Annotated in this window: 16 protein-coding genes and 2 pseudogenes; 5 read left to right on the top strand and 13 right to left on the bottom strand. The window is 69.6% G+C overall.

Annotation, left to right across the window (positions count from 1 at the left end):
- Positions 1–112: 112 nt before the first annotated feature.
- Positions 113–292 (bottom strand): annotated as a pseudogene (locus HYQ63_RS30720) (transposase); the annotation flags it as partial.
- Positions 293–415: 123 nt separating this feature from the next.
- On the opposite strand from HYQ63_RS30720, the pseudogene HYQ63_RS30715 reads away from it, so the two are divergent.
- Positions 416–1,638, top strand: a pseudogene (locus HYQ63_RS30715) (RNA-guided endonuclease InsQ/TnpB family protein).
- 57 nt (positions 1,639–1,695) lie between these two features.
- Here HYQ63_RS30715 and eccD read toward each other — a convergent pair.
- On the bottom strand, positions 1,696–3,174 hold the full coding sequence (eccD, locus tag HYQ63_RS30710; RefSeq protein WP_179937069.1) for a type VII secretion integral membrane protein EccD: 1,479 nt from the start codon (positions 3,172–3,174) through the stop codon (positions 1,696–1,698).
- A gap of 216 nt (positions 3,175–3,390) precedes the next feature.
- Here eccD and eccCa point away from each other — a divergent pair, with 216 nt between their 5' ends.
- A complete protein-coding gene (gene eccCa, locus HYQ63_RS30705) occupies positions 3,391–7,353 on the top strand; it encodes a type VII secretion protein EccCa (protein ID WP_179937068.1) in 3,963 nt (1,320 codons plus the stop codon).
- 80 nt (positions 7,354–7,433) lie between these two features.
- On the opposite strand, the gene HYQ63_RS30700 is transcribed toward eccCa, so the two are convergent.
- From HYQ63_RS30700 to eccB, 11 genes are all read right to left on the bottom strand, one after another.
- Complete coding sequence (locus HYQ63_RS30700) at positions 7,434–7,601, bottom strand: hypothetical protein (RefSeq protein ID WP_179937067.1); 168 nt, start codon at positions 7,599–7,601, stop codon at positions 7,434–7,436.
- A gap of 48 nt (positions 7,602–7,649) precedes the next feature.
- Positions 7,650–8,387 carry a hypothetical protein gene (locus HYQ63_RS30695; protein WP_179937066.1) on the bottom strand — a complete coding sequence of 246 codons (738 nt, stop codon included), beginning with the start codon at positions 8,385–8,387 and terminating at the stop codon, positions 7,650–7,652.
- Between the two features lie 32 nt (positions 8,388–8,419).
- Positions 8,420–8,725: a type VII secretion target gene (locus HYQ63_RS30690; protein WP_179937065.1), complete on the bottom strand. Its 306-nt coding sequence runs from the start codon at positions 8,723–8,725 to the stop codon at positions 8,420–8,422.
- 34 nt (positions 8,726–8,759) lie between these two features.
- Positions 8,760–9,512, bottom strand: coding sequence for a hypothetical protein (locus tag HYQ63_RS30685; protein WP_179937064.1), 753 nt, complete (start codon positions 9,510–9,512; stop codon positions 8,760–8,762).
- A 170-nt stretch (positions 9,513–9,682) separates the two neighbouring features.
- Positions 9,683–10,942 carry a type VII secretion-associated serine protease mycosin gene (mycP, locus tag HYQ63_RS30680; protein ID WP_257232254.1) on the bottom strand — a complete coding sequence of 420 codons (1,260 nt, stop codon included), beginning with the start codon at positions 10,940–10,942 and terminating at the stop codon, positions 9,683–9,685.
- Positions 10,943–10,967: 25 nt separating this feature from the next.
- Positions 10,968–12,386, bottom strand: a complete 1,419-nt coding sequence (locus HYQ63_RS30675) for a WXG100 family type VII secretion target (protein WP_179937063.1) — start codon at positions 12,384–12,386, stop codon at positions 10,968–10,970.
- Positions 12,387–12,407: 21 nt separating this feature from the next.
- Positions 12,408–12,890, bottom strand: coding sequence for a hypothetical protein (locus HYQ63_RS30670; protein WP_179937062.1), 483 nt, complete (start codon positions 12,888–12,890; stop codon positions 12,408–12,410).
- A gap of 110 nt (positions 12,891–13,000) precedes the next feature.
- Positions 13,001–13,285 carry a WXG100 family type VII secretion target gene (locus HYQ63_RS30665; protein WP_179937061.1) on the bottom strand — a complete coding sequence of 95 codons (285 nt, stop codon included), beginning with the start codon at positions 13,283–13,285 and terminating at the stop codon, positions 13,001–13,003.
- 42 nt (positions 13,286–13,327) lie between these two features.
- Positions 13,328–13,666 (bottom strand): WXG100 family type VII secretion target, encoded by a 339-nt coding sequence (locus HYQ63_RS30660; RefSeq protein WP_179937060.1) that lies wholly within the window; start codon positions 13,664–13,666, stop codon positions 13,328–13,330.
- Positions 13,667–13,842: 176 nt separating this feature from the next.
- Positions 13,843–15,090 (bottom strand): type VII secretion-associated serine protease mycosin, encoded by a 1,248-nt coding sequence (mycP, locus tag HYQ63_RS30655; RefSeq protein WP_257232253.1) that lies wholly within the window; start codon positions 15,088–15,090, stop codon positions 13,843–13,845.
- Positions 15,091–15,107: 17 nt separating this feature from the next.
- On the bottom strand, positions 15,108–16,673 hold the full coding sequence (eccB, locus tag HYQ63_RS30650) for a type VII secretion protein EccB (protein ID WP_179937058.1): 1,566 nt from the start codon (positions 16,671–16,673) through the stop codon (positions 15,108–15,110).
- A gap of 177 nt (positions 16,674–16,850) precedes the next feature.
- Between eccB and eccE the strand changes: the two genes are divergently transcribed.
- From eccE to HYQ63_RS30635, 3 genes are all read left to right on the top strand, one after another.
- Positions 16,851–18,098, top strand: a complete 1,248-nt coding sequence (eccE, locus tag HYQ63_RS30645) for a type VII secretion protein EccE (RefSeq protein WP_179937057.1) — start codon at positions 16,851–16,853, stop codon at positions 18,096–18,098.
- Positions 18,098–18,880, top strand: coding sequence for a hypothetical protein (locus tag HYQ63_RS30640; protein ID WP_373689162.1), 783 nt, complete (start codon positions 18,098–18,100; stop codon positions 18,878–18,880). The genes eccE and HYQ63_RS30640 overlap by 1 nt, the downstream gene beginning before the upstream one ends.
- A 272-nt stretch (positions 18,881–19,152) precedes the next feature.
- On the top strand, positions 19,153–22,254 hold the full coding sequence (locus HYQ63_RS30635; RefSeq protein ID WP_179937055.1) for an SCO5717 family growth-regulating ATPase: 3,102 nt from the start codon (positions 19,153–19,155) through the stop codon (positions 22,252–22,254).
- Positions 22,255–22,288 lie beyond the last annotated feature (34 nt).

Here is a 22,288-nt window from a genome sequence, read left to right as displayed (position 1 = left end):
GCCACGTGCGGGTCGAACCATTCCGCTGCCATGTGCAGCCACGGGGTGAAACGAGTCTGAGGATGGCTGCATGGAGTGTCGCCGGACCTGGTCCGGCGGAGCCGGGCAGGGCTCACACCGGCCGGTTCTGCTGCCCGATGAACTGCCTGACCGCGAAGAGCGGGGCGCCGCCGACAGTCCCGGCAAAGGAGGAGTTCGACCACAGCTTGTTGGCCCGCCAGCAATGGCGTACCAGGTCCGGGAACTCCTGACGCAGGTGACGTGAGGAGACGCCCTTGACCCAGGTGATCGTCCGTGAACACGTTGTGCCAGAACTTTGTCACGAAGACCACGTGCGCATGCATCACGAAAACGCAGTGCGACCAGTTCTGATCTCCTGCATCTCCCCATGGCCCACGTCCGTACGGTGGCTCTCATGCGGCTTCGGTACAGCTTTCGTCTGTACCCGGATCATGCCCAACGCGGCGCGTTGGCTCGGGCATTCGGGTGCGCCCGCGTGGTGTTTAACGACGCCGTGCGCGCCCGCGAGGACGCCAGAGCGGCGGGAGGCCCGTGCCCGAAACCGGGGAGCTGTCCACGCGCCTGATCACCCAGGCCAAGCAGACCGAGGCCCGCTCCTGGCTGGGCGAGGTCTCCGCGGTCGTGCTCCAGCAGTCCCTGCGCGATGCCGAGACGGCCTACAAGAACTTCTTCGCCTCCCTCAAGGGCGAGCGCAAGGGGCCCAAACTGGGGGCACCGAGATTCAAGTCCCGTAAGGATGCGCGGCAGTCGATCCGGTTCACCGCCAACGCCCGCTGGTCGGTCACCGGCGGCGGACGTCTGAGCCTGCCGAAGATCGGGACCGTCAAGGTGAAGTGGTCACGCACCCTGCCCACCACCCCCACCTCCGTCACCGTGATCAAGGACGCGGCCGGGAGGTACTTCGCATCCTTCGTCATCGACACCGACCCGGCTGCCGACGCCGCCCGGATGCCCGAGGGCGGCCAGAGCGTCGGCATCGATCTGGGGCTGACGCACTTCGCGATCCTCGACGATGGCACGAAGATCGACTCTCCGCGGTTCTTGCGCCGCGCGAAGAAGAAGCTGAAGAAAGCCCAGCGGGAGCTGTCCCGCAAGCAGAAGGGATCCAGGAACCGGGATAAAGCCCGCCTGAAGGTCGCCCGGGCGCATGCCCAAGTCGCCGATGCGCGCCGTGAGTTTCACCACCAGCTCTCCACGAAGCTGATCCGCGAGAACCAAGCCATCGGCGTGGAGGACCTGGCGGTGAACGCACTGGCACGCACCGGACTGGCCAAGAGTGTGCACGATGCGGGCTGGTCACAGTTCGTGGCCATGCTCGTGTACGAGGCCGACCGATACGGACGCACCCTGATCAAGGTCGGCCGGTTCGTGCCGACCAGCCGGACCTGCTCGTACTGCGGCCACGTGGATGGCCCCAAACCTCTCCACATCCGGGAATGGACCTGCCCCGCTTGCGCAGCCCTCCTCGACCGGGACATCAACTCCGCACGCAACGTGAAAAAGGCCGCCGGACTGGCGGTATCAGCCTGTGGAGCGCCGATAAGACCAGACCCCGTCCTGGCACAGCGCAACGAAGCAGGAAGCCACGGATTCCCTCCCGAAGCCCGTACCGCGTAGCGGCACAGGCTTCGGGAGAGAAGGCCAGAATCCTCGGGATTCATCCCGAGGAGCAAGTCACTTGCTGACCAGACCCCGCGCCGTGGCGTAGACGTCCAGGACGGCCAGCGCGAGCGGCGTGACCGCCAGCAGCATGGCGCCTTCCACCAGGTCACCGAAGCGCCCCCAGAAGGGCGTCACGCTCTTCTTCGGCACGATCAGCGCGATGGCGATGAGCAGCAGGGAGCCGAAAGCGACGGAGGCGGTCAGCCAGACCGTGCGGATGTCGAGCGGGCCGCTGTCGCCGCTGAGCAGGTCGACCACGGCGCTCGCCGGTGGGTTGAGCGCGAGGCCCAGGACGAGCAGGGCGAGCGACACGATGCCGGACACCAGGACGCAGGCGACCTGCCAGGTGTAGCGGAAGAGCCGGGCGCGCAGCAGCATGGCGACACCTGCGGCGAGGGCGAGGACCTGGGCCCAGGCGTTGTCGGAGAAGCCGAGCACCGCTGCGGAGCCGACGACGACCGCGGCGCAGCCGCCGACGAGGCCGAGCAGCAGTTCGTGGCCACGCCGGACCTGGGTCGCGATGCGCTCGCTGTCGATCGGGGCGGAGGCGGCCGTGGTGGTGTCCGGGTCGGTGCCGCCGCCGTAGTCGTTGCGCGCGGAGTCGCGGGGGGCGACGTAACCGATGGGCAGACGGGCGGCGCGTGCGGACAGGCCGGGCAGGAAAGCGATGGTGCCGATGGCGACGGCCGCGCAGACGGCCGCGGTGCCCGAGGCGTCGATCTCGGCGAGGATCTGACAGAAGGTGGCCACCGTGCCGAAGGCCGAGAGGACGACCGCGGCGACGAAGGGGGCGTCACCGGAGGGCATGGCGGCGACCAGGGCGACCGATACGACCAGTACGGCGACGCAGCCGAGCAGGAATTGCAGCCGCCCGATACCCTCGCCGCGGTCGAGGGCGAGCACTCCGGAACCGCCGATCATGACGTGCGGGAGTGCGGCGAGGCCGAGTGCGATGGCGGAGCCCCGGTCGTCGTACACCCGGGCCCGCACGCCCGCGAAGACGGCGAGCAGCAGGCCGACGGCGCCGGCGATGATGCCGGGCAGGCTGTGCATGTCGTGCCGCACCGGGTCGGCGAACCAGAGCACGAAGCCCATGAAGACCAGCAGCAGCGCCCCGCCGAAGAGGCCGCTGACGCGCAGGTAGTCGGCGTTCCACAGGGTGCGGTCGCCGGAGACCGCCGAGGCGATGGCGTCGGAGACGTCGTCGCGCACGACGGGTGGGAGGGACTGGGCGAAGGGGCGCATGGACAGCACGTCGCCGTCGAGTACGCGCTGGGCCGCGAGGGAGCGGGCGCCCTCCAGGACGGTGCCGTCGCGGCGTACGAAGTGGTAGCCGACCGGTGCGCCGGCGGGCTGTGTCTGGCCGGTCAGTCGGAGTATTTCCGGATACAGGTCGGCAAGGGCAATGTCGTCAGGCAAAGCGACATCTATGCGGCTGTCGGGTGCGACGACCGTCACTCGGCAGAAACCGGTCGCTGTGGTCGAACTCACCTGCGGAACCCTCTCATTCCCCGTGTCTCCGCTTCTTTCGCGGACGCGATTGTGGCTGCGCGTGCGGAACGTCACCCTACCCGGCGCCGTTTGTCGTCCGTACACGTAGGATCAGCACATTGCCGGGCAGGCGCCACCAGGACGCGCCCTGAAGCGTGGGTGCCGGCCTCGACCGGTCGTCAATCGTTCAGCCCGCATCGGGGGATAGATAGGCCGATGAGCCACATCATCGTGAAACGCCCGCCTAGGGTGACTCCGCCCGGGATGTCCGCGGATGAGCTCCGGCTCGAATCACCTCCTGAATTGCCTCGCGGCGATCAGGAGGGCATGGCGATGCAATTGCTGCCGATGCTGGGCATGGGCTCGTCGGTGGTCTTCTTCTTCATGCCGAATTCGGCACCGTTCATGAAGATCATGGGCGTGATGATGCTGCTGTCGACGGTCGCGATGGCCATCGCTCAGCTCATCCGGTACCGCAAGGGGGCGCAGGGCGAGGCCGTGGAGGGCCGCCGCGACTACCTCAAGTACCTCACCAAGACGCGGCGCCAGGTGCAGCGCACCGCGCGCAAGCAGCGGGACGCGCAGTTCTATCTGCACCCCTCCCCCGAGCAGCTCTGGTCGCTCGTGGCGGAGGGCAGCCGGCTGTGGGAGCGGCGCATCACCGACGACGACTTCGTCCAGGTGCGGATCGGGCTCGGCCCGCAGGAGCTGTGGACGCCGCTGGTGGCGCCGGAAACGGCCCCGGTGGAGGAGCTGGAGCCGCTGTCGGCGGGCGCGATGCAGCAGTTCATAGCGGCCCACCGGACGCTCGAGGGCATGCCGATGGCCGTGAGCCTGCGCGCCTTCTACCACATGACGGTCTCCGGGGAGCCCGAGACGACCCTGGGCACCGCGCGCTCGCTGGTGGCGAGCCTGGTCGCGCTGCACTCTCCGGAGGACCTGGTGATCGCGGTGGTGGCCGCTTCGGGCGCCACGGACGAGTGGGACTGGGTCAAGTGGCTGCCGCATACGCAGGTGCCGGGAACGGTGGACGGAGCGGGCACCAAGCGGCTGTTCGGCGACAACCTGGCCGAGGTCGAGGACCTGCTGAAGAGCCATCTGGAGGGCCGCTCGCGGTTCAACCGGGACGGGCAGCCGCTGCTGGACCAGCCGCACGTGGTGGTCATCCTGGACGGTGGTTTCGTACCGCCCGACTCGATGCTGGCCGCTCAGGAGGGCCTCCAGGGCGTCACCGTGCTGGAGGTCATCCGGGGCGAGCTGGACGAGCTGCGCGGCGGCCTGTCGCTGATCGTGCGACCGGGTCTGCTTCAGGTGGAGTCGGCGTCGGCGGTGTACGAGGGCGTGCCGGACGCGCTGCCGCTGCCCGCGGCCGAGGCGCTGAGCCGGCAACTCTCCCCGATGCGGGTGTCCAGCGGCGGCGGGGACGACGAGCCGCTGCTGACCAACCTGGAGTTCACCGATCTGCTCGGGCTCGGCGACGCGGCGTCCGTCGACACCGCGGTCACCTGGCGGCCCCGCTCGACGGCGGAGCGGCTCCGGGTGCCGATCGGCGTCGGCGAGAGCGGCGCCCCGGTCATGCTGGACCTCAAGGAGGCGGCCCAGGAGGGCATGGGCCCGCACGGGCTGTGCGTGGGCGCCACCGGTTCCGGCAAGTCGGAGCTGCTGCGGACGCTGGTGCTGGGCCTGGCGGTCACCCACTCCTCGGAGACGCTCAACTTCGTGCTCGCCGACTTCAAGGGCGGCGCGACCTTCTCCGGCATGGCGGAACTGCCGCACGTCGCGGCGGTCATCACCAACCTCGCGGACGATCTGACGCTGGTCGACCGCATGCGCGACTCGATCACCGGTGAGCTCCAGCGCCGCCAGGAGCTGCTGCGTTCCGCGGGCAACTACGCCAACATGCACGACTACGAGAAGGCGCGTGCCGCGGGCAGTCCGCTGGAGCCGTTGGCCTCGCTCGTGCTGGTCATCGACGAGTTCAGCGAGCTGCTGACGGCGAAGCCCGACTTCATCGACATGTTCATCCAGATCGGCCGCATCGGCCGGTCCCTGGGTGTGCACCTGCTGCTGGCCTCGCAGCGCCTGGAGGAGGGGCGGCTGCGCGGTCTGGACACGTACCTGTCGTACCGCATCGGTCTGCGGACGTTCTCCGCGGCGGAGTCCCGTACGGCCCTGGGTGTGCCGGACGCGTACCACCTGCCGTCCGTGCCCGGCTCCGGCTACCTCAAGTTCGGCACCGAGGAGATGGTCCGCTTCAAGGCGGCGTACGTGTCCGGGGTCTACCGGTCCACGACGACGACCATCACGGGCAGCGGACCGCTGCCGACCGACCGCCGGCCGGTGCTGTTCACCGCCTCCCCGGTGCCGGTCCGGTTCGCCGAGCCGGAGCCGGACTACACGTACACCCCGGAGAGCAACCGCGTCGACGACGCGCTCGCCGACACCGTGCTGGACGTCATCGTGCGCGGTCTGGAGGGACGCGGCCCGGCGGCGCACCAGGTGTGGCTGCCGCCGCTGACCGAGGCGTCCCCGCTGGACCAGTTGGTGCCCCAGCTGGCGGTCTCCACCGAGCGCGGGCTGCACGCGAGCGGCTACGCCCGCAGCGGCGGTCTGTGCGTGCCGCTCGGCATGGTGGACAAGCCGATCGAGCAGCGCCGGGAGATCCTCTACCACGACTTCTCGGGCGCGCAGGGCCACATGCTGATCGTCGGCGGCCCGCGCTCCGGCAAGTCGACCCTGCTGCGCACCCTGATGGGGGCCTTCGCGCTCACCCACACCCCGCACGAGGTGCAGATCTACGGCCTGGACTTCGGCGGTGGCGGCATGGTCGCGGTGCAGGGGCTGCCGCACGTGGGCGGGGTCGCCTCGCGGCTGGACCCGGAAAAGATCCGCCGTACGATCGCCGAGGTGACCGGCGTACTGAACCGGCGCGAGGAGTTCTTCCGGGACAACAGCATCGACTCGATCGGCACCTACCGGCAGATGCGCGCGGCCGGGCAGCTGCCGGGCGAGGCCTGGGGCGACATCTTCCTGGTCATCGACGGCTGGCAGTCGTTCAAGACGGACTACGAGATGCTCGAGCCGGTCGTCGCCGACATCGCCACCCGCGGCCTCGGACTCGGTGTGCACCTGGTCGTCACCGTCACCCGCTACATGGAGATGCGAGCGGCGCTCAAGGACCAGCTGCTCGCCCGGCTGGAGCTGCGGCTCGGCGACCCGATGGACTCGGAGCTGAACCGTAAGATCGCCGCGAACGTGCCGGTGGGCAACCCGGGCCGCGGTCTCACCCCCGACAAGCTGCACTTCCTCAGCAGCCTGCCGCGCATCGACGGCGTCACCGGAAACGCCGAGGACCTGGCCGACGCGACCTCCGAGTTCGTCAAGGCGACGGTCGACAACTGGCCCGGCCCGCACGCACCGCAGGTGCGCATGCTGCCGCGGATGCTGTCGGTACGGGAGATCCCGGGCGGGCACGAGCAGCCGCAGCGGGGCGTCGCGATCGGCATCGACGAGATGAACCTCGAGCCGGTCTTCGTCGACTTCGACAGCGACCCCTTCTTCGCCGTCTACGGCGAGACGGAGTCCGGGAAGACGGCGCTGCTGCGCCTGCTCATCAAGCAGATCACCGAGCGGTACACGCCGGAAGAGGGACTCATCGTCGTCGGCGACTACCGGCGCAGCCTGCTGGAGGTCGCACCGCAGTCCCATCTGGTCGGCTACGGCACGACGCAGGACGCGTTCGAGAAGTACATCGCCGACATGAACACCCTCATCAGCCAGCGCATCCCGGGGACGGACGTCACCCCGCAGCAGCTGCGCAACCGCAGTTGGTGGTCGGGGCCGCGGGCCTTCATCGTGGTGGACGACTACGACCTGGTCGCCACGTCGTCCGGAAACCCGATGTCCGAGCTGGTGGACAACCTTCCCTACGCGCGGGACGCCGGCGTCAACATCATCGTCGCGCGGACGACGGCAGGCGCCGGGCGCTCCTCGTACGAGCCGTTCATGCAGCGGTTCAAGGAGCTGGGCGCGCAGGGCGTCGTCCTGTCGGGCTCGCCCGGCGAGGGTGAGCTGCTCGGGCAGGTCAAGGCGCGTCCGCTGCCGCCGGGACGGGGCGTGTTCGTCTCGCGGCGCGGCGGGGCGTCGCTGATCCAGACGGCGTGGCTGCCGGAGGAGTAAGGCGGCCGCGCACAGCGGGACCGGACAGCGGTAGGGGCTCGTCGAATCTTCGACGAGCCCCTACCGCTGTGCGGTTGTGGTCAGCGGCGGTTGCGCTGCTGCTGCCGTTTCGTGAACACCTCGCCGATCGCCGGACAGGCCACGACCAGCACGCAGAGGATCACCCCCACCGGCTTGGACGGTACGACCGCCCAGTCGGTGAGGACCGGCATCATCAGCCACAGCAACGCCAGTACGGCGATGCTCACTCCGGCGATACGAGGTCCGTACACAGGTTCACTCCAAAAGTGGTCCGGTCAGGCGGTGCCGATCGGCCAGTGGCCGTTCGGGAACGCGCTGTTGTCGCCCGCCTGGCCCTTCAGCTCGGCGAGGGTCTGCACCTGGTCGCCGAGCACGGTCGCCAGAGCGATCGAGGCGGTGGTGAGAAGCACCCACCCGGCGGTTCCTTCTCCGATGGCGGCGATCGCGGCGGGGATCAGACCGATACCGGTCGCGCCGGCGGCGGCCGCAGCGCCCAGGGCAGGGATGAACTGAACCAGGAAGAGGGCGATGGCTCCGTAGAAGGCGAGTCCCGCTCCGGCGGCGACGAGGAGACTGGTGGCGACCGAGTCGGCGTTGCTGCTGACCTGGCCGGCGGCGGAAGACTGAGTCCAGATGGCACCCGTATAGGCGTCGGCTCCTTCGCCCTTCCACTCCTTCGGGGCCTGGAGATTGCCCTTCGCCGTGGTGGAGGAGGCGGTGCTCGCCTTGCCGCGGACCTTCTTGTCCTGCCAGTCGAGGGAGTCCAGGAAGAGCATCACCGGGGCGACGACGCCCTTGAAGAATTCGCCGATCTTCTTGAGGATCCAGTTGACGAAATCGACGAGCTTGTTCGCGGCGGCGATGATCGGCTTCGCCACAGAATCGGGAATGTACCATTTGCCCGCGAAGCCGTTGACTCCGTCGACCATCTTGTCCAACAGCTCACCGGCCTTCTTCAACTTCTCGTTGATCTTTTCGATGAGGTCTTCGAATGCCGATTGACTGAATGCCATTACTCTCCCCGTTCCCCGAGCACCGTTCGGTACTAGTAGGCTTCTTCCACAGACTTCTTGGTGTCGGCTTCGTGGTTGTCGTACGCCTTCGCGTTCTTGACCAAGGCGTCGGCGATTTCCGTCATCCGCTTCTCCCCCTCGGCACAACGAGCCGAGAGGTGATCGATGACGTCCTGATAGGCACCGACGAATATCTGATACATGCCGTACTCGAGCCGGCTGGGCCGCATGCCCTTGATGGTGGTGCCGACTTCGCCGATCGCCGTGGCCTGCTTGTCCCACATGCCGGCCTCGGAGCGAATGGCGTCCGTGATGACCTTGAGACGGTCCTTCGCCATGGGGCTTCAGTTCCTTTCCGAGCCAGTGAACACGTCAGAGCAGCCGCTGCGGGTCGTTGAGTATGGCCAGGAACTCGTTCATGAGGCCCTGTGGGTTCAGGTCCGCGATCTGGGCCGCGCCGGGACTCTGGACGTCCTCCAGCTTGGCCCGGGCATGGCTCAGCGCCTCGTTGAGCGCCTGGCTCAACCGGATGGACGACTGCTGGGCGGCCCACTGCGGATCCACTTCGCAGGAGACCAGGGTGTGCGCGGTGAGGCCGATGACGACCCGGCGGGCGGCCGCCTCTCCCGTGACCTCCGGAGCCCGGAACGAGTCCACGTCCAGCCCGTCCAGGGCGTCGAGCCCGGAGAGGGTGTCCTCGACCACGTCCTCCATGGGCCTCGGACGGACGGGGTCCCGATCCTGCCGGGGCACCTCCGGAGGCGCGACGGGCCCCGCTCCCGAACCGGGGACGTCGGGCATGCCCTCGAGTTCCGCGGCCCGTTCCTCCCAGCCCGACTGCTCGAGGGTGCGCGACCAGCCTTCCATCTGCTCGCTCATGGCGGAGCCGTACGCGTCGACGACGGACGGGCCGAGGTTCTCGGGAGGCTGCCGACGCTGCCAGTCGGACGCGACCTTGATGGACTCGGGCAGCCGATCAGGCCCCAGCGTCACACTGACGGCACCTTGGGCGTCCTCGCCCGTGGCGTGCTGCGGAACCTGATCCTGCATATCCGTCATGAGCTGCTGGAGTTTCTCCGCATATTGCTGGAACTCCTGCATTCCTCGAAAGATCTCGTCAGTCACGCTTCCCCCTATCTGACCGTTTACGAGGCATTTGCAGAGCGCGTGGCTCAAACGTGTCGTGCACGCTAGCACGCCCACGGTTCAGGGCATACCGAAAGCGACCTCGATGATGAGTGGGTGAACGCGCGCATGACGAATTCAGCTCGTCGCCGGATATTTTTGAAGGACAGTCAGAAACGCTGAGCGCTACGGCGGCGAAGGAAGACGAAGGCCCCACCGCCGACCACGACCACGGCAACCCCCGCTCCCAGGATCCAGGGCATCGCGCTGCCGCCGCCGTCCTCGGTGCCCTCGGCGGCGGTACCGGCCTCGGCACCGCCCTTCGGGGCGGTGGACGGGGCGTCCTTGGACGGGGAGGGGGAATCCGGCTTCTTGGCGGCCACGAGGGGATTCACGTCGGCCGGGCCCGGGTCGCCCTTGTTCTCCAGGACGTTGTAGCGCGGGCGGATCGTGCCGTAGCCGAGGTAGCGGCTGGGGATTTTGCCGTCGGCGGGCTTGCCGGCGGTTTCCATCATGACCCGGAGTACCTGGTTTCCGGTCCACTTGGGGTGCTTGGCCCAGATGAGGGCGGCGGCGCCGGAGGTGATGGCGGTGGCCTGGCTGGTGCCCCAGGTTTTGCAGTACCCGGATTTCCCGATACAACTGGTCGGAATATCCTCACCCGGTGCCGCGAGAGCCACGAAGGAGCCGTGGTTCGAGAACTTGGTCGCCGCCAAAGACTTGTCGATGGCGCTGACTCCGGCCACGCCGTCACTGGCCGCGGGATAGGTGACGTCGTTCGACGTATTTCCGTCGTTGCCCGAACCGGCCAGCAGCAGTTTGCCGCGTCCGATCGCGTAGTCGACCGCCTTCTGGAGCTGTTCCCTCTCACCCTTTTCGAGCGAGTAGTCCTGGAAGGCCAGGGACATGTTGATGATCTGTGCATCGCTGTCGGCCGCGTATCGAATGGCCTTGGTGAGGCTCGGAACAGTGGTGTTCCCGGATTCCTTCGTCGAGCCGGTCACCGTGAGTGGGAGAATGCGCGCATCGGGAGCGAGGCCCTTGACGCCCTGGCCACCGGCTCCATTTCCGGCGATGAGCAGCGAGATGGCCGTGCCGTGCCCCTTCGGGTCGGTACGGGCGTCAGCACCGGGCTCGACGAAGTTCTTCCCCGGCAGAACCTTCCCCCGAAGCTCCGGCACAGAGGCATCGACACCGCTGTCGAGCATGGCAACGGTCACGCCTTTGCCGGAGCTGACCTTCCACATGCGTTCTGCCTGCATGGCGTCCAGGTACCACTGGCGTTCCCGCATGTTCTCCGCCAGCGCGGAGGGCGCGACGAGCCCCATGATGACGAGCAAGGACGCCAGCAGCGCGAGGACTGCCGATGCCCGGCTCCGGACCTGAGTGAGCGTTTGTTCCATAGTGCCTGTTCGTCCTGTGCTCGTCATCAGAGGCTTGTGCGGGCGGCGGGCCTTACTCGATCACGGGAGGCACGTTTCGGCGCTCTCCCCCGGTCCATGTCTCCTCGTCCTCGGTCAAGTAGTCGGGGGTTTCTCCGCCGTCACGCTTCTTGGACCGACGCGAATCGTTCTTCGACGGCGCACCGGACACTCCGGTGCCGCCCCGGACGAGACCACTTCCTCCCTGGGTGAACTCCCCGTTGACCCTGAGTTCGCTCGCGGAACGGGCCATCCTGCCCGGACGGGCCGAGGACGCCGACCCGCGGGACGGGGCACCCGTGACGGGCCGTCCGCCCACGACACCCTGGCCGGTGGTCGTCGGGGCTCCTGTGCGGCCGGTGGTACGGCCCTGCTCGCCGCCGATGACCGGGCCGCGAGCGGTCCGGGCATCGCCGCTCGTCGGTGTCTGGCGGGGAGGCATACCGCCGACGACCTCCCTGTCGGCGCGCATGGGGTTGGTGACGGGCCGGGCGTTGATGGACTCGAGCCCCTTGCCGCCTCCCAGCCTGGGGCCGCCCGTCCGCCCGACCGGACTCACGGGCGGACCGGACCTGCCCAGCCCCGGGGACGGGGAGACAGGCGGAGTGACCGGCAGGCCCGTGACTTCGCGGCCGGGCCCCTGCTGCCCCGTGGGTGTGGGTGGGGGCGCAGAGGGAGCCGGTGCGGGATCCGTGCGCGGCAGGTCCTTCACACCGTCGATGTTGGTGTGGGTCGCGTCCGGAACGGTGACATGGCCACCTCCCCCCGGAGCGGATGGATTGGTGACATGCCCCGGGGAGAATGTCGAGTCCTGGACGGCATGCTGGGCACTCGGCGCCCCGCCACCTGCCGAGGACACGGTTCCTGCGGAGCCGCCGGAGGAGCCGTACGACTCCTGCCCGCCTTCAATGAAACTGTCAGGTATGGCCGCATTCGGCAGCGGCTTGAAGACCGGCTCGTCCTGCCCGGAGAGGTCCATGGCCCCCGCCTGCGTCCCGTAGCTGCCCGCCAGCCTCAACATCTGCGTGCGGGTTTCGGGCTCCAGCTCCTTCAGCGTCTCGAGGCGTTCCTTCTCCTTGTCCGCGTCCGCGTAGCACACACCCGTGCCATCCGGACGCTTCGGGATCGCCTTCTTCACCTGGGTCAGTGTCTCGCCCGCGTGCTCCATGGCCTTGCCGACGTCACCGACGTATTTCGACAGCTTCAGCGCCTGCTTGGCGAAGTCGTCACCCCACTCACGGAAGGCGTCGCCACCCTCGCCGTCCCAGGTAACCCTGCCGACACGCTTCTTGAGCTCGTCGCCGATCTTGTCCAGCTCAGCCCCCGCGCTAGTGAGGGCGTTGCCCTTACGGATGATCTCTTCTTCATCCGTACCGGCGACCAAACTGAGCATCTTCTCGAAGGACATTCCGTCGAAAGTCGTGATGCTGTAGCACATCTTCGGCTCGCTCATGTCCTGATCCCCCGTTCCCGATCAAATGCCGCCGTCTTCGGCCTGCTTACCGTTGCCGGTCTCGACACCGTCATCAGGCTTGCCGCCGCCCTTATGACCGTGCTCCTTCTGATACTGCTCGTAGTACTTGCTGGTGCGCGCCTGAATCGCCTTGAGGCGCCGCGCGTGCTCCTGGTCCATCTCCTGGTAGTCGCCGTCGGCCGCGCCCACCGTGATGCCCATCGCCTCCAGTTGCTCACCCAGGATGCGGGAGAGCAGTTGCAGACGGCTGTGCGCCTTGTTGTACGCCTCGGCAAGCGTCGTCGCCTGCTCGAAGGCGCCGTAGGCGGTGGCGGCCACCTTTTGTTCGCTCAGCTTGCCGTGCGCGGCGGTCGACTTGTCCAGTTCCGTCAGAAGTCTGTCGACGCGCTTCTTGAATTCCTGCAAGGACTCACTGGGAGCGTCGAGTTTCGGCGACGAAGGAGACTTAGCAGAGCTCCCCCCGTCCGGTACCGACTCAGCCATGAAACACCTCCTCCGTGTATCGACATACGGCAGTCGTGGGTGCGGGACACGCGGCCAGGGCCGCGATGTCCCGCACCCACGACACGACCGCAGGTTGTGCGCTGCGTCTCTTACCCCTGCGCGAAGCGCTGGCCCTGACGGTGGTCATTGGCCTTGTAGCCCTCCGTCGCCTCCAGCAGCCTCTTCGAGATTTCGACGAGGGTCGTGTGCAGGTGGTTAACGCGCTGGTTCCACTCGTGCTGACGCTCGTTGAACGCCCGCTGCGCCTCACCGGACCACGACTCGGAGACGGCCTTGCACTTCCTCATGATGGTGTCGAGGTCGGTCTTGAGCTGGTCGGCCTCGCTCTTGACCGTGGTCGAGGCGTTGACGACACCCTCGTATGTGATTTCCATTGAGCACTAACTCCTGATACGAAGCGGAAGGGTCAAGAAGGATCAAGAAGCGTGGAAGGAGCCCAGGATGCCGCTCTGGCCACCCCCGACGCTGTTGATCTTCCTGAGCTGCTCCTGTTCCTCGGCGTCGAAGCCGTCCCGGCTCGCCTTCACCAGCTCCTTGGTGAAGCTCAGCAGCTGGTTGACGCGGCGGACGTCGTTGTTGACCTCCGTCTGGAGGTTGTTGTAGGCGCCGGCCGCGATGCCCTTCCAGTGCCCCTCGATCTCGTCGATCACACCGTTGAGCTTGCCGACCCGCTGGGTCAGCTGGCCCTCCATCCAATCGATGGCGCTTTCCAGCGTCTTGAAATCATGGCCTTCTACGCGGAGCTTTTCCGACATGGCACACCTTCCCCCATGAATCGGATGCCTCGGGGCGTCCCATCGACCAGCCACCCCGTGTACATCGGATCGAAGTTGTCAAGGCACCACTCTAGCCACCGTCCCCGTGTCCATGACCATGGGCCGTCGGGTTGTTACAGGGCTGGAACGAGTGGAACGGATGGGGAACGTGGGACTCACACCCCGCGTCGGCGCCGCCAATCGCGGAGGACGATCGCGCCGCCCGCGGTGATGGCCACCACGACCACGCCCGTACCCAGGGCGTACGTGGCCAGGCGCACGCTGCGCTCGTGGGGGGTCTCGCCCAGGATGAGCTTGCCCGGATCGGGTTTCGGGATGTTCTTGGCCGAGCCGTTGTCGACGGTGGGCCGCTGGATCGCCTGCTCGTCGTCGGTGAGGGCCTTGACGGGGTCGATCACGCCCCAGCCGATGTAGCGGTCACGGCCGTTGACGCCGCGCTCGGCGGTCTGCTCGATCTGGGCGACGACCTCGTTCTGCTCCCAGTCCGGGTGCTTGGCGCGGATGAGGGCGGCGACACCGGCCACGTAGGGGGCGGCGAAGCTGGTGCCGTTGTCGACGCACTGGCCCCCCTTGGGCACGGTGGAGACCATTTCCACGCCCGGCGCCGCGACCCCGACGAAGTCGCCGCTCTGCGAGAAGTACGCGCGCTCGTTGTTGCGGTCGGAGGCGGCGACGGCGAGGACCCCCGGGTAGGAGGCCGGGTAGGTGCGCTTCGACTTGCCGTCGGCGCCGTCGTTCCCGGCGGAGGCGACCACGACCACGTTGTTGTCGATCGCGTGGGCGATCGCCAGCTCCAAGTCCTGCTGCGAGCGGGCGCCCTTGGTGTCCTGGGAGATGTTGATGACGCGGGCGCCCTCGTCCACCGCCTTGCGGATGGCCCGCGCCATCATCTCCGGCGTGCCCTTGCCCTCGGCGTTGTTCTGCTTGAGCGGGATGATCTTCGCGTCCGGGGCCAGGCCGACGAAACCGGTGCCCGGACGGGGCCGGGCCGCGATGATGCCCGCGACCTTGGTGCCGTGCCCGACCTCGTCGTACGTGGGGCTCTGCGCCCGCTTGCGGTCGGCGCCGGAGACGTCCTTCGGCACGGACAGGTAGTTCGCGCCGCTCGACGCGTCGACCGCGGACTTCAGCTGGACGTTGGTGTTGTCCACGCCGGTGTCGATGACGGCGACCTTGACCGGGTCACCGTCCTTCTCCTTGCCCTTGGTGTCCTCCCACAGCCGGTCCAGCACCAGCCGCTGAAGCGACCAGGGCGTTCCCTTGATCTGCTTCTTCATCGGGAACGTGCACTGGCCGTTGCCGTCCACGGACGTGGCCGCGGCGGCGACGGGCTCCGTCGCGCCCGTCGCCCCGGTGAGGCACGCCAGTACGGTCGCGGACGACAGTGCGGCCGCCCGCCTCATGTGTCGGTTTCCCATGGTCACGAACCCTGCGGCTGTCGGGCGCTGTTGAGGTCGAGCCGTGGCCCGATCGGAAGGAACTGCGACCAGTTCTGCGGAACCGGCACCGGCTTCACGTCGCCGTAACCCAGCCTGGTCTGCGCCTCGTTGGCCGCCCTCTGCCCCTCGGTCATGGCCTTCTGCTCGTCGGCGGAACCGCCGATCTTGGACTTGCCCGCGCTGCTGTCGCTGTTGGACTGCACCTGGTAGCGCAGGCCGGTGTCGGTGATGAGGAAGGTCTGGCCGGTGTTCGTGGCCCGCCCCTGGTACTGCCGGTAGAAGAGGCCGGTACCGGGGGTGACGTACGCGCTGCTGCCACCGTCCACGACGGGCGCGGGGTAGTCCGCGCCCGCCCAGGTCTCCAGCGTGGGCGTGCCGTTGGCGCTGACCTTGGTGAGGACGTTGCAGACGGTGTCCCTGGCCTGGGAACCGGCCGTCCCTTCCACGGAGTTGACCTGGCTCGGCGCCTCGGCGGGCCAGGCGGTGTCCTCGGCGAAGACCTCGGAGTCGGAGACGAAGTCCTGTGCGTTGACCTTCATCGGCTTGCCGAGCTGGTTGAGGCTGGACAGCTGCTCGCTGTTGAGCAGCAGATTGGCGACGAAGCCCGAAACCGGCTGCACCTTGCCCCGCAACACGACGTAGTGCTGGGTGCCGCCGCCCGTCTGGGCCTGGAGCACCGTCCCCACCTTGTCGGCCTCGTCCGGCAGGGAGTCGACCCCGGCCGACGCGCCCGGCTGTCCCGGCACCGAGGGGAACTCCACCGGCGCGCCGTCCTTCAGCGTGTCCAGCCAGTCGTCGGTCACCTTCTGCGGCTCGGCGCCCTGCTTGAAGAGGGTCCGCAGCAGGAGGTCGTACTGCTGCGGGGTCATGCTCTTCTCCCCCTGGGGACCGCCCAGGAGGTACTTCTTGCCGGACGGGTCCACCAGGTAGCGGCCCTTGCTGCCCTCGACGTACATCGCCTGGCTGCCGCGCAGCCGCTGCGCACCCTGGACCTTCGACGCCTCCCGGTCGGCGAAGAGGAAGACCGCCTTCTGCGTGGACTTGTCCTGCCCGCCACCGGGCTGCTCGCAGACCGCCCAGCGCTTCTGCTCGACGGCGTCATCGGCTGCCGGCATGCGGTCCGGTGCGTACGGAATTCCGATCGTCGGGCCGCGCGGTATGTCGCCGTTGTCGAGCTGCGAGTCCTTCACCCGAATGATGTCCGACTTGCCGGACTCGAGGACGAGTTTCGCGGAGGCCAGGTTGAGGACGGGATGCAGCTGCTTCTTTCCGTCCGTCGACAGAATCACGTAACGCGACGTGGATTCGTTGCCGACGATGATGTGGGCCGCGGTGTCGTCCCAGCCCTGCGGCGCGGTCGGCCTGAACATTCCCCAGGCCCCGAAACCCGCCAGGACCAGCGCGCCCACGATGACGCCGGGGAGAAAGGCGCGCACCGGGCGCGGAGCGCCGTCATCCATGACGGTGGGCGATGGCTGCACAAACGAGGCAACCATTCGTTTCTTCGCAAAGGTGTAGGCGCTGAGCTCATCCCGCCGCGATGCCATGTCTTAGCCCGCTTCTCCCCGTGTTGTTCTTGCGCACGTGCCTGCGCTTGGTCGCCACAGGGGAGATTACTCACCCACTCGGCCCAGCTGATACCCGCGCCACCCTCACGCGGCCTTTCCGATACCGTAATCACACAATCGACCAGGACGAGACCAGGACAAGGGGCGGCCTCCCTGATGAGCTCTGCCACCCACGCGCGCACCGCCGCACCGCGCCAGCCCTCACGCACTGGGAGCTTCGGCCCCGTACGGCTGCACCAACTCGTGCTGGTGGAGGTCGCCGCCGCGGTCCTCGTCGTCGCCTGGACCGTCGACTCGCTGCTGCTCGTTCCCGCCGGGGTGGTCGCCCTGGTGCTCGTGCTGCTCGCGGTGCTGCGCCGCCGGCAGCAGCCGTTCACCGACTGGCTCATCTCCATCAGCGCGCTCCGGGCCCGTCAGCGGCTCGCCAAGGAGCCCGTTCCGGCCGGTCTCGACCCCTCGCTCGCCCCCGCCGTCGAATGCGATCCGGCACTGCGGACGTACGCGTACCTCTCCCGGGACCGGCGCGAGATCGGCATGATCGGCGACGGCACGTTCCTCACGGCGATTCTCCAGGTCCAGTCGCACGACGCCCCGTTGCGGCCGATGCGGGACAAGCGGCCGCTCCCCCTCGCGCTGCTGCACGACGCGCTGGAGGTGGACGGGATCCGGCTGGAGTCCGTACAGGTCGTCCAGCACGCGCAGCCCGCGCCCGCGCCGCATCTGCCGGAGCAGGCCGCGGCGGCGCGCAGTTACGCCCCGCTCCAGGAGCACGCCGGGGCGCCCGCCGTCCGGCTGACCTGGGTGGCGCTCAAGCTCCATCCCGAGCTGTGCCCGGAGGCCATCGAGGCGCGCGGCGGCGGCCTGGAGGGCGCTCAGCGCTGTCTGCTGCGCTCGGTCGACCAGCTGGCCAGCCGCCTCACCGGAGCCGGTTTCACGGCCAGGGCGCTGGCCGAGGGCGAACTGGCCACGGCCATCGCCACCTCGGCGTGCGTCAACCCGAACGCGACGACCCAGGCGGGGCGCGCGAGCACTCCGGCGCGCCGGACCGCGGAGACCTCGCGCGCCTGGCGCTGTGACGACCGCTGGCACACCACCTACTGGGTGGGCCGGTGGCCGCAGGTGGGCACGGGAGCCGTGCCGCTGCCCCAGTTGGTGGCGCTGCTGACCTCCATGCCCGCCCTCGCGAGCACCTTCAGCCTGACGCTCACCCAGGGCGAGGGCGGCCGGAACACCTCCACGGTCAACGGACACATCCGCATCACCGGCCGCAATGACACCGATCTGATCACCGCCCGCAAGGCGCTGGAGCGCGCGGCGCGCGGGGTGCGGGTCGGGCTCGTACGTCTCGATCGCGAGCAGTTGCCCGGCGTGCTCGCCACGCTTCCGCTGGGAGGTACTCGCTGATGGCCATGGCCACTTCCACTCCGTCCACCTCTTCTCCGTCCACCCCCGCCCCCAACCCCCCGGCCGCGTCGGGCGGGCACAGGACGCGCCCCGGCTTCGGACTCATCGGACCCCGCCGCGGCCGCCAGACGCTCACCGCGGACCAGCTCGACGCGCTCGCCCTGCCGGTCGGTGACGACGGCGTCATCATCGGCGTGGACGGCCAGAACCAGCCTGCCGTGCTGGGCTTCAACCGGCCCGAGCCGTTCGACGTGGTGCTCGTCGGGGGGCTGTGGACCGCGCAGGTGCTGGCCTTCCGGGCGGCAGCCACCGGTGCCCGGGTCGCCATCGAGACCGGGCGGCCGCATCTGTGGGCCAACCTGGTGCAGGTCGCGGGCGGCGGGCAGCAGTGCATGACCGTTTTCGACGTGGGCCGGGTCCCGCCCCAAGGGCCGTCGGTGGGCAGCCCGGTGCTGGTCATCCGGGACTGTGGCATGCGCCCGCCGCGCGGCCGGGTGTCCGCCCTGCCGTGGCAGTCGGTGCTGACCCTGCTGCCGTATCTGAGCCCGGTCGCGCCCCGGCTCCTGGAGCACGCGGGACTGGTCGGGATCCAGCGCGTCTCGCCCGACGAGGCGGAGGAGATAGGCAGGATCATGGCCCTCCCCCGACCCGACGTCACCGCGCTGTCAACCCTCCAGGACTGGGTCACCCTGTGGTGCACCCGGGAGGCACGGCAGGCCGTGGCGCTCCAGGCGACCGACGCCGAGACGGGGCTGCTGGGATCGCCGCGCCGAGTCGACTAGTCCGCCCTTGGGGTGATTCGAGGGGATTCCGTACTGATCATCTCTCGGTACGGCGAGGAGACGTGACCCATCGGACGCTTGCGAGCGCCGGGACGGGCCTGCCGTCCGGGCGGTTCTCGTGATTAGGCTTGGTATGCGCACGGTGACGAACCTGATCAGGTGTCCCCGGCGTCACAAAAGGGGAAAGCCGAACGGTCGGACGACAGTAGCGATCGGCAACAGATCGGCCTCGCCATGAATTTCAAGGGTGTTCGACCACACCAGGAGGCATTGTGAGCAGCGATCGGGACGAGATCCGCACGGGCGGAACCACACCCGGCGATGATCGGTCCGACGCCGAGACCGAGCACACGGGCGAGTTCACCATCGACTACACCCCACCTGCCTGGTACACGCAGAACGCTTCGCCGTCGGCACCACCCGCCGCAGGACCCGGGACGGACACGGGGGCCGGGACGACGCCGCCCCCGCCGCCGCCTCCGCCGACGGGCACCCCGGTGTCCGTACCCGGGCCGCCGGACCCGAACGGGTTCCAGGGGGCGTGGACGCCCCCGCCCCCGGCGCCTTCCGCCGAGCCCGCGCCGGGCGATGCCTCCGTGCACCAAGCCGCGCCGGAGGGGACGGCCGAGGACGCGGACGACGCGGAGGCGGAGGTCAGGTCGCGGGCCGAGGAGACCGGCGGAACACCCTCTTCGTCCGGCTTCGCCTCAAGCCCGGCCGCTCCGGCCCCGGCTGACGGCGAGCCGGAAGGCGGCCGGGTCGAGCAGCATGCGTCCGACCTTCCCGACGCCTCGGCCGAGGACGACGACTACGCGCTGGCGCCCGCCGCGCCCCCGGTCCCGCCGGTCGCCTCCCCCAAGACGCCCGAGGCCCCCGAGGCGGGCGCCGACGCCGACGAGCGCGACGACAGCGGCGCCGTGGCGGGCAGTTCCACGGTGCGGTTCTCCACCGCCTCGCTGCGACGCGAGATCGCGGAGCGGAAGCAGGCCGCCGACGCGGAATCCGGCGCCGCCGGGGCCGACGGCGACTCCGACGCCGGGACCGGCGAGGTGCGCAGCGAGGGCACCATGCGCTTCTCCGCGGCGTCGCTGCGCCGGGAGGCCGAGGAGCGCGCCAAGGCGGCGAGCGCCGAGGGAGAGCCGCAGGAGGGGGCGGCCGACGCCACGCCGCCGCAGGAGACCGGCAACAACTGGGCGCCGCCCGCCGCTCCGCAGTCCGGGCTGCCGCCCCTGCCGCCGGACTTCCAGCCCGCCGCGCCGGAGTCGGGCGGTACGGGCGGGGGCCCGGCCCAGGTTCCGGAGCAGCGTACGGGCGGGCCCGGCGCGGCCGGTGGGCCGCTGCCGCCGCAGGCCGGTCCCTGGGCGCCGCCGGCCGCGGGTGCGCAGGGCCAGCCCGCCCCCGGTCCGGGCGCCGGGACGCCCGGGCCGCAGCCCGCGGCGCCGAACCCGGCTGCCCCGCAAGGTGGTTACCCTCATCAGGGCGGGCCTGCCGCGCCCGGCCCGCAGGGCCCCCAGGCGCCGCACGGTCCCCAGGGACCGCATGGTCCCCAGGGGCCGCATGGTCCCCAGGGGCCGCATGGTCCCCAGGGGCCGCATGGTCCCCAGGGGCCGCATGGTCCCCAGGGGCCGCAGAGTGCGCAGCACCCGCAGGCTCCGCAGGGGCCCCAGGCTCCTCCCCCGGCCCCGCAGGGACCCCAGGCACCTCAGGCGCCCCAGGCTCCGCAGTACGGCTATCCGCAGGCCGGGCAGCCCCCGGCGCCCGCGCCGGACGGTTACGGCTATCCGCGCCCCGACGCACCCGCGCCCGCACCCGCACCCGCACCCGGGCCTCAGCAGGGCCAGGGCCAGGGCCCGTACCCGCCGCCCGCCCCGCATCAGCAGCAGCCGCAGCCGCCACAGCCGCAGGACGGCTACGGCTACCCGCGCCCCGACGCCGGCGGCGCCCCGGCGGCCGATCCCCGTACCGGCGGCTGGCCCGTCGCCGCGCCCGACCAGCGGCAGCAGCGCCCGAGCGCCGGACAGGGCAACGCGGGCGCCCCGCTCGGGTACACGGCGGCGGTCGAGCTGTCCTCGGACCGGCTCATCCGCGGGAAGCAGAAGCCCAAGAAGAACAACGCCGCCGGTTCGCGGTTCAAGATCGGCGGCAAGAAGGAGGAGGCGGAGCGGCAGCGCAAGCTGGAGCTGATCCGTACGCCGGTCCTCTCGTGCTACCGCATCGCGGTGATCAGCCTCAAGGGCGGCGTCGGCAAGACCACGACGACCACCGCGCTCGGCTCGACGCTGGCCACCGAGCGCCAGGACAAGGTCATCGCGATCGACGCCAACCCCGACGCGGGCACGCTCGGCCGCCGGGTGCGGCGCGAGACCGGTGCGACCATCCGCGACCTGGTCACGGCGATCCCGTACCTCAACAGCTACATGGACATCCGGCGGTTCACCTCGCAGGCGGCCTCCGGTCTTGAGATCCTCGCCAACGACGTGGACCCGGCGGTCTCGACGACCTTCAACGACGACGACTACCGCCGCGTCATCGACATCCTGGGCAAGCAGTACCCGATCATCCTCACCGACTCGGGCACCGGTCTGCTCTACAGCGCGATGCGCGGGGTGCTCGACCTCGCCGACCAGCTGATCATCATCTCCACGCCCTCCGTGGACGGTGCGAGCAGCGCGAGCACCACGCTCGACTGGCTGTCCGCGCACGGCTACGCCGACCTCGTCCAGCGCTCCATCACGGTCATCTCGGGGGTCCGCGAGACCGGCAAGATGATCAAGGTCGAGGACATCGTGTCGCACTTCGAGACCCGCTGCCGCGGGGTGGTCGTCGTGCCGTTCGACGAGCATCTCTCGGCGGGCGCCGAGGTGGACCTCGACATGATGCGCCCGAAGACCCGGGAGGCGTACTTCAACCTCTCCGCCATGGTCGCCGAGGACTTCTCCCGCGCGCAGCAGGCGCAGGGGCTGTGGACGGCCGACGGCGGCGCCCAGCCGCCGCAGATGGCCCCGCCGCTGCCCGGGCAGGGCCAGCAGCCCTACCCGGGGCCGTACGCGCCGCAGCAGGGCCAGCAGCCGCCGCCGTACGGGTACGGCTATCCGCAGCAGGGGCAGCCGCCGCAGCACCCGGGCTACCCCGGGCAGCCCGGTCAGCCCGGCCAGCCCGGCCCGCAGCAGGGCTGGTACCCGCCGCAGCAGCCGAACCAGGCACAGCAGCAGCCCCAGCCCGGTCAGCCCTGGCAGACCGGGCCGCAACAGGGCCAGCCGCAGCCGCCGCAGCAGGGGCAGCCGCCGCAGCAGGGGCAGCCGCAGCCGCCTCAGCAACAGGGCCAGCAGGGGCAGCCGTGGCAGCACCAGCCGCCGCCCCCGCCCCAGCAGTAGCCCCGTACGAACGGCGATCGCCCCGTCGGACCGG

The organism is Streptomyces sp. Rer75, assembly GCF_013414305.1.
In the GTDB taxonomy this organism is placed as follows: Bacteria; Actinomycetota; Actinomycetes; order Streptomycetales; family Streptomycetaceae; genus Streptomyces; species Streptomyces himastatinicus.
This window is presented reverse-complemented; position numbering and strand designations above follow the sequence as displayed.

Coding starts and splice junctions, on each gene's coding strand:
- mycP (WP_257232253.1), bottom strand. CDS start 15,090: ATGAGGCGGGCGGCCGCACTGTCGTCCGCGACCGTACTGGCGTGCCTC.
- HYQ63_RS30695 (WP_179937066.1), bottom strand. CDS start 8,387: ATGGCATTCAGTCAATCGGCATTCGAAGACCTCATCGAAAAGATCAAC.
- HYQ63_RS30660 (WP_179937060.1), bottom strand. CDS start 13,666: ATGTCGGAAAAGCTCCGCGTAGAAGGCCATGATTTCAAGACGCTGGAA.
- eccE (WP_179937057.1), top strand. CDS start 16,851: ATGAGCTCTGCCACCCACGCGCGCACCGCCGCACCGCGCCAGCCCTCA.
- eccB (WP_179937058.1), bottom strand. CDS start 16,673: ATGGCATCGCGGCGGGATGAGCTCAGCGCCTACACCTTTGCGAAGAAA.
- mycP (WP_257232254.1), bottom strand. CDS start 10,942: ATGACGAGCACAGGACGAACAGGCACTATGGAACAAACGCTCACTCAG.
- eccCa (WP_179937068.1), top strand. CDS start 3,391: ATGAGCCACATCATCGTGAAACGCCCGCCTAGGGTGACTCCGCCCGGG.
- HYQ63_RS30670 (WP_179937062.1), bottom strand. CDS start 12,890: ATGGCTGAGTCGGTACCGGACGGGGGGAGCTCTGCTAAGTCTCCTTCG.
- HYQ63_RS30690 (WP_179937065.1), bottom strand. CDS start 8,725: ATGGCGAAGGACCGTCTCAAGGTCATCACGGACGCCATTCGCTCCGAG.
- HYQ63_RS30640 (WP_373689162.1), top strand. CDS start 18,098: ATGGCCATGGCCACTTCCACTCCGTCCACCTCTTCTCCGTCCACCCCC.
- HYQ63_RS30675 (WP_179937063.1), bottom strand. CDS start 12,386: ATGAGCGAGCCGAAGATGTGCTACAGCATCACGACTTTCGACGGAATG.
- HYQ63_RS30665 (WP_179937061.1), bottom strand. CDS start 13,285: ATGGAAATCACATACGAGGGTGTCGTCAACGCCTCGACCACGGTCAAG.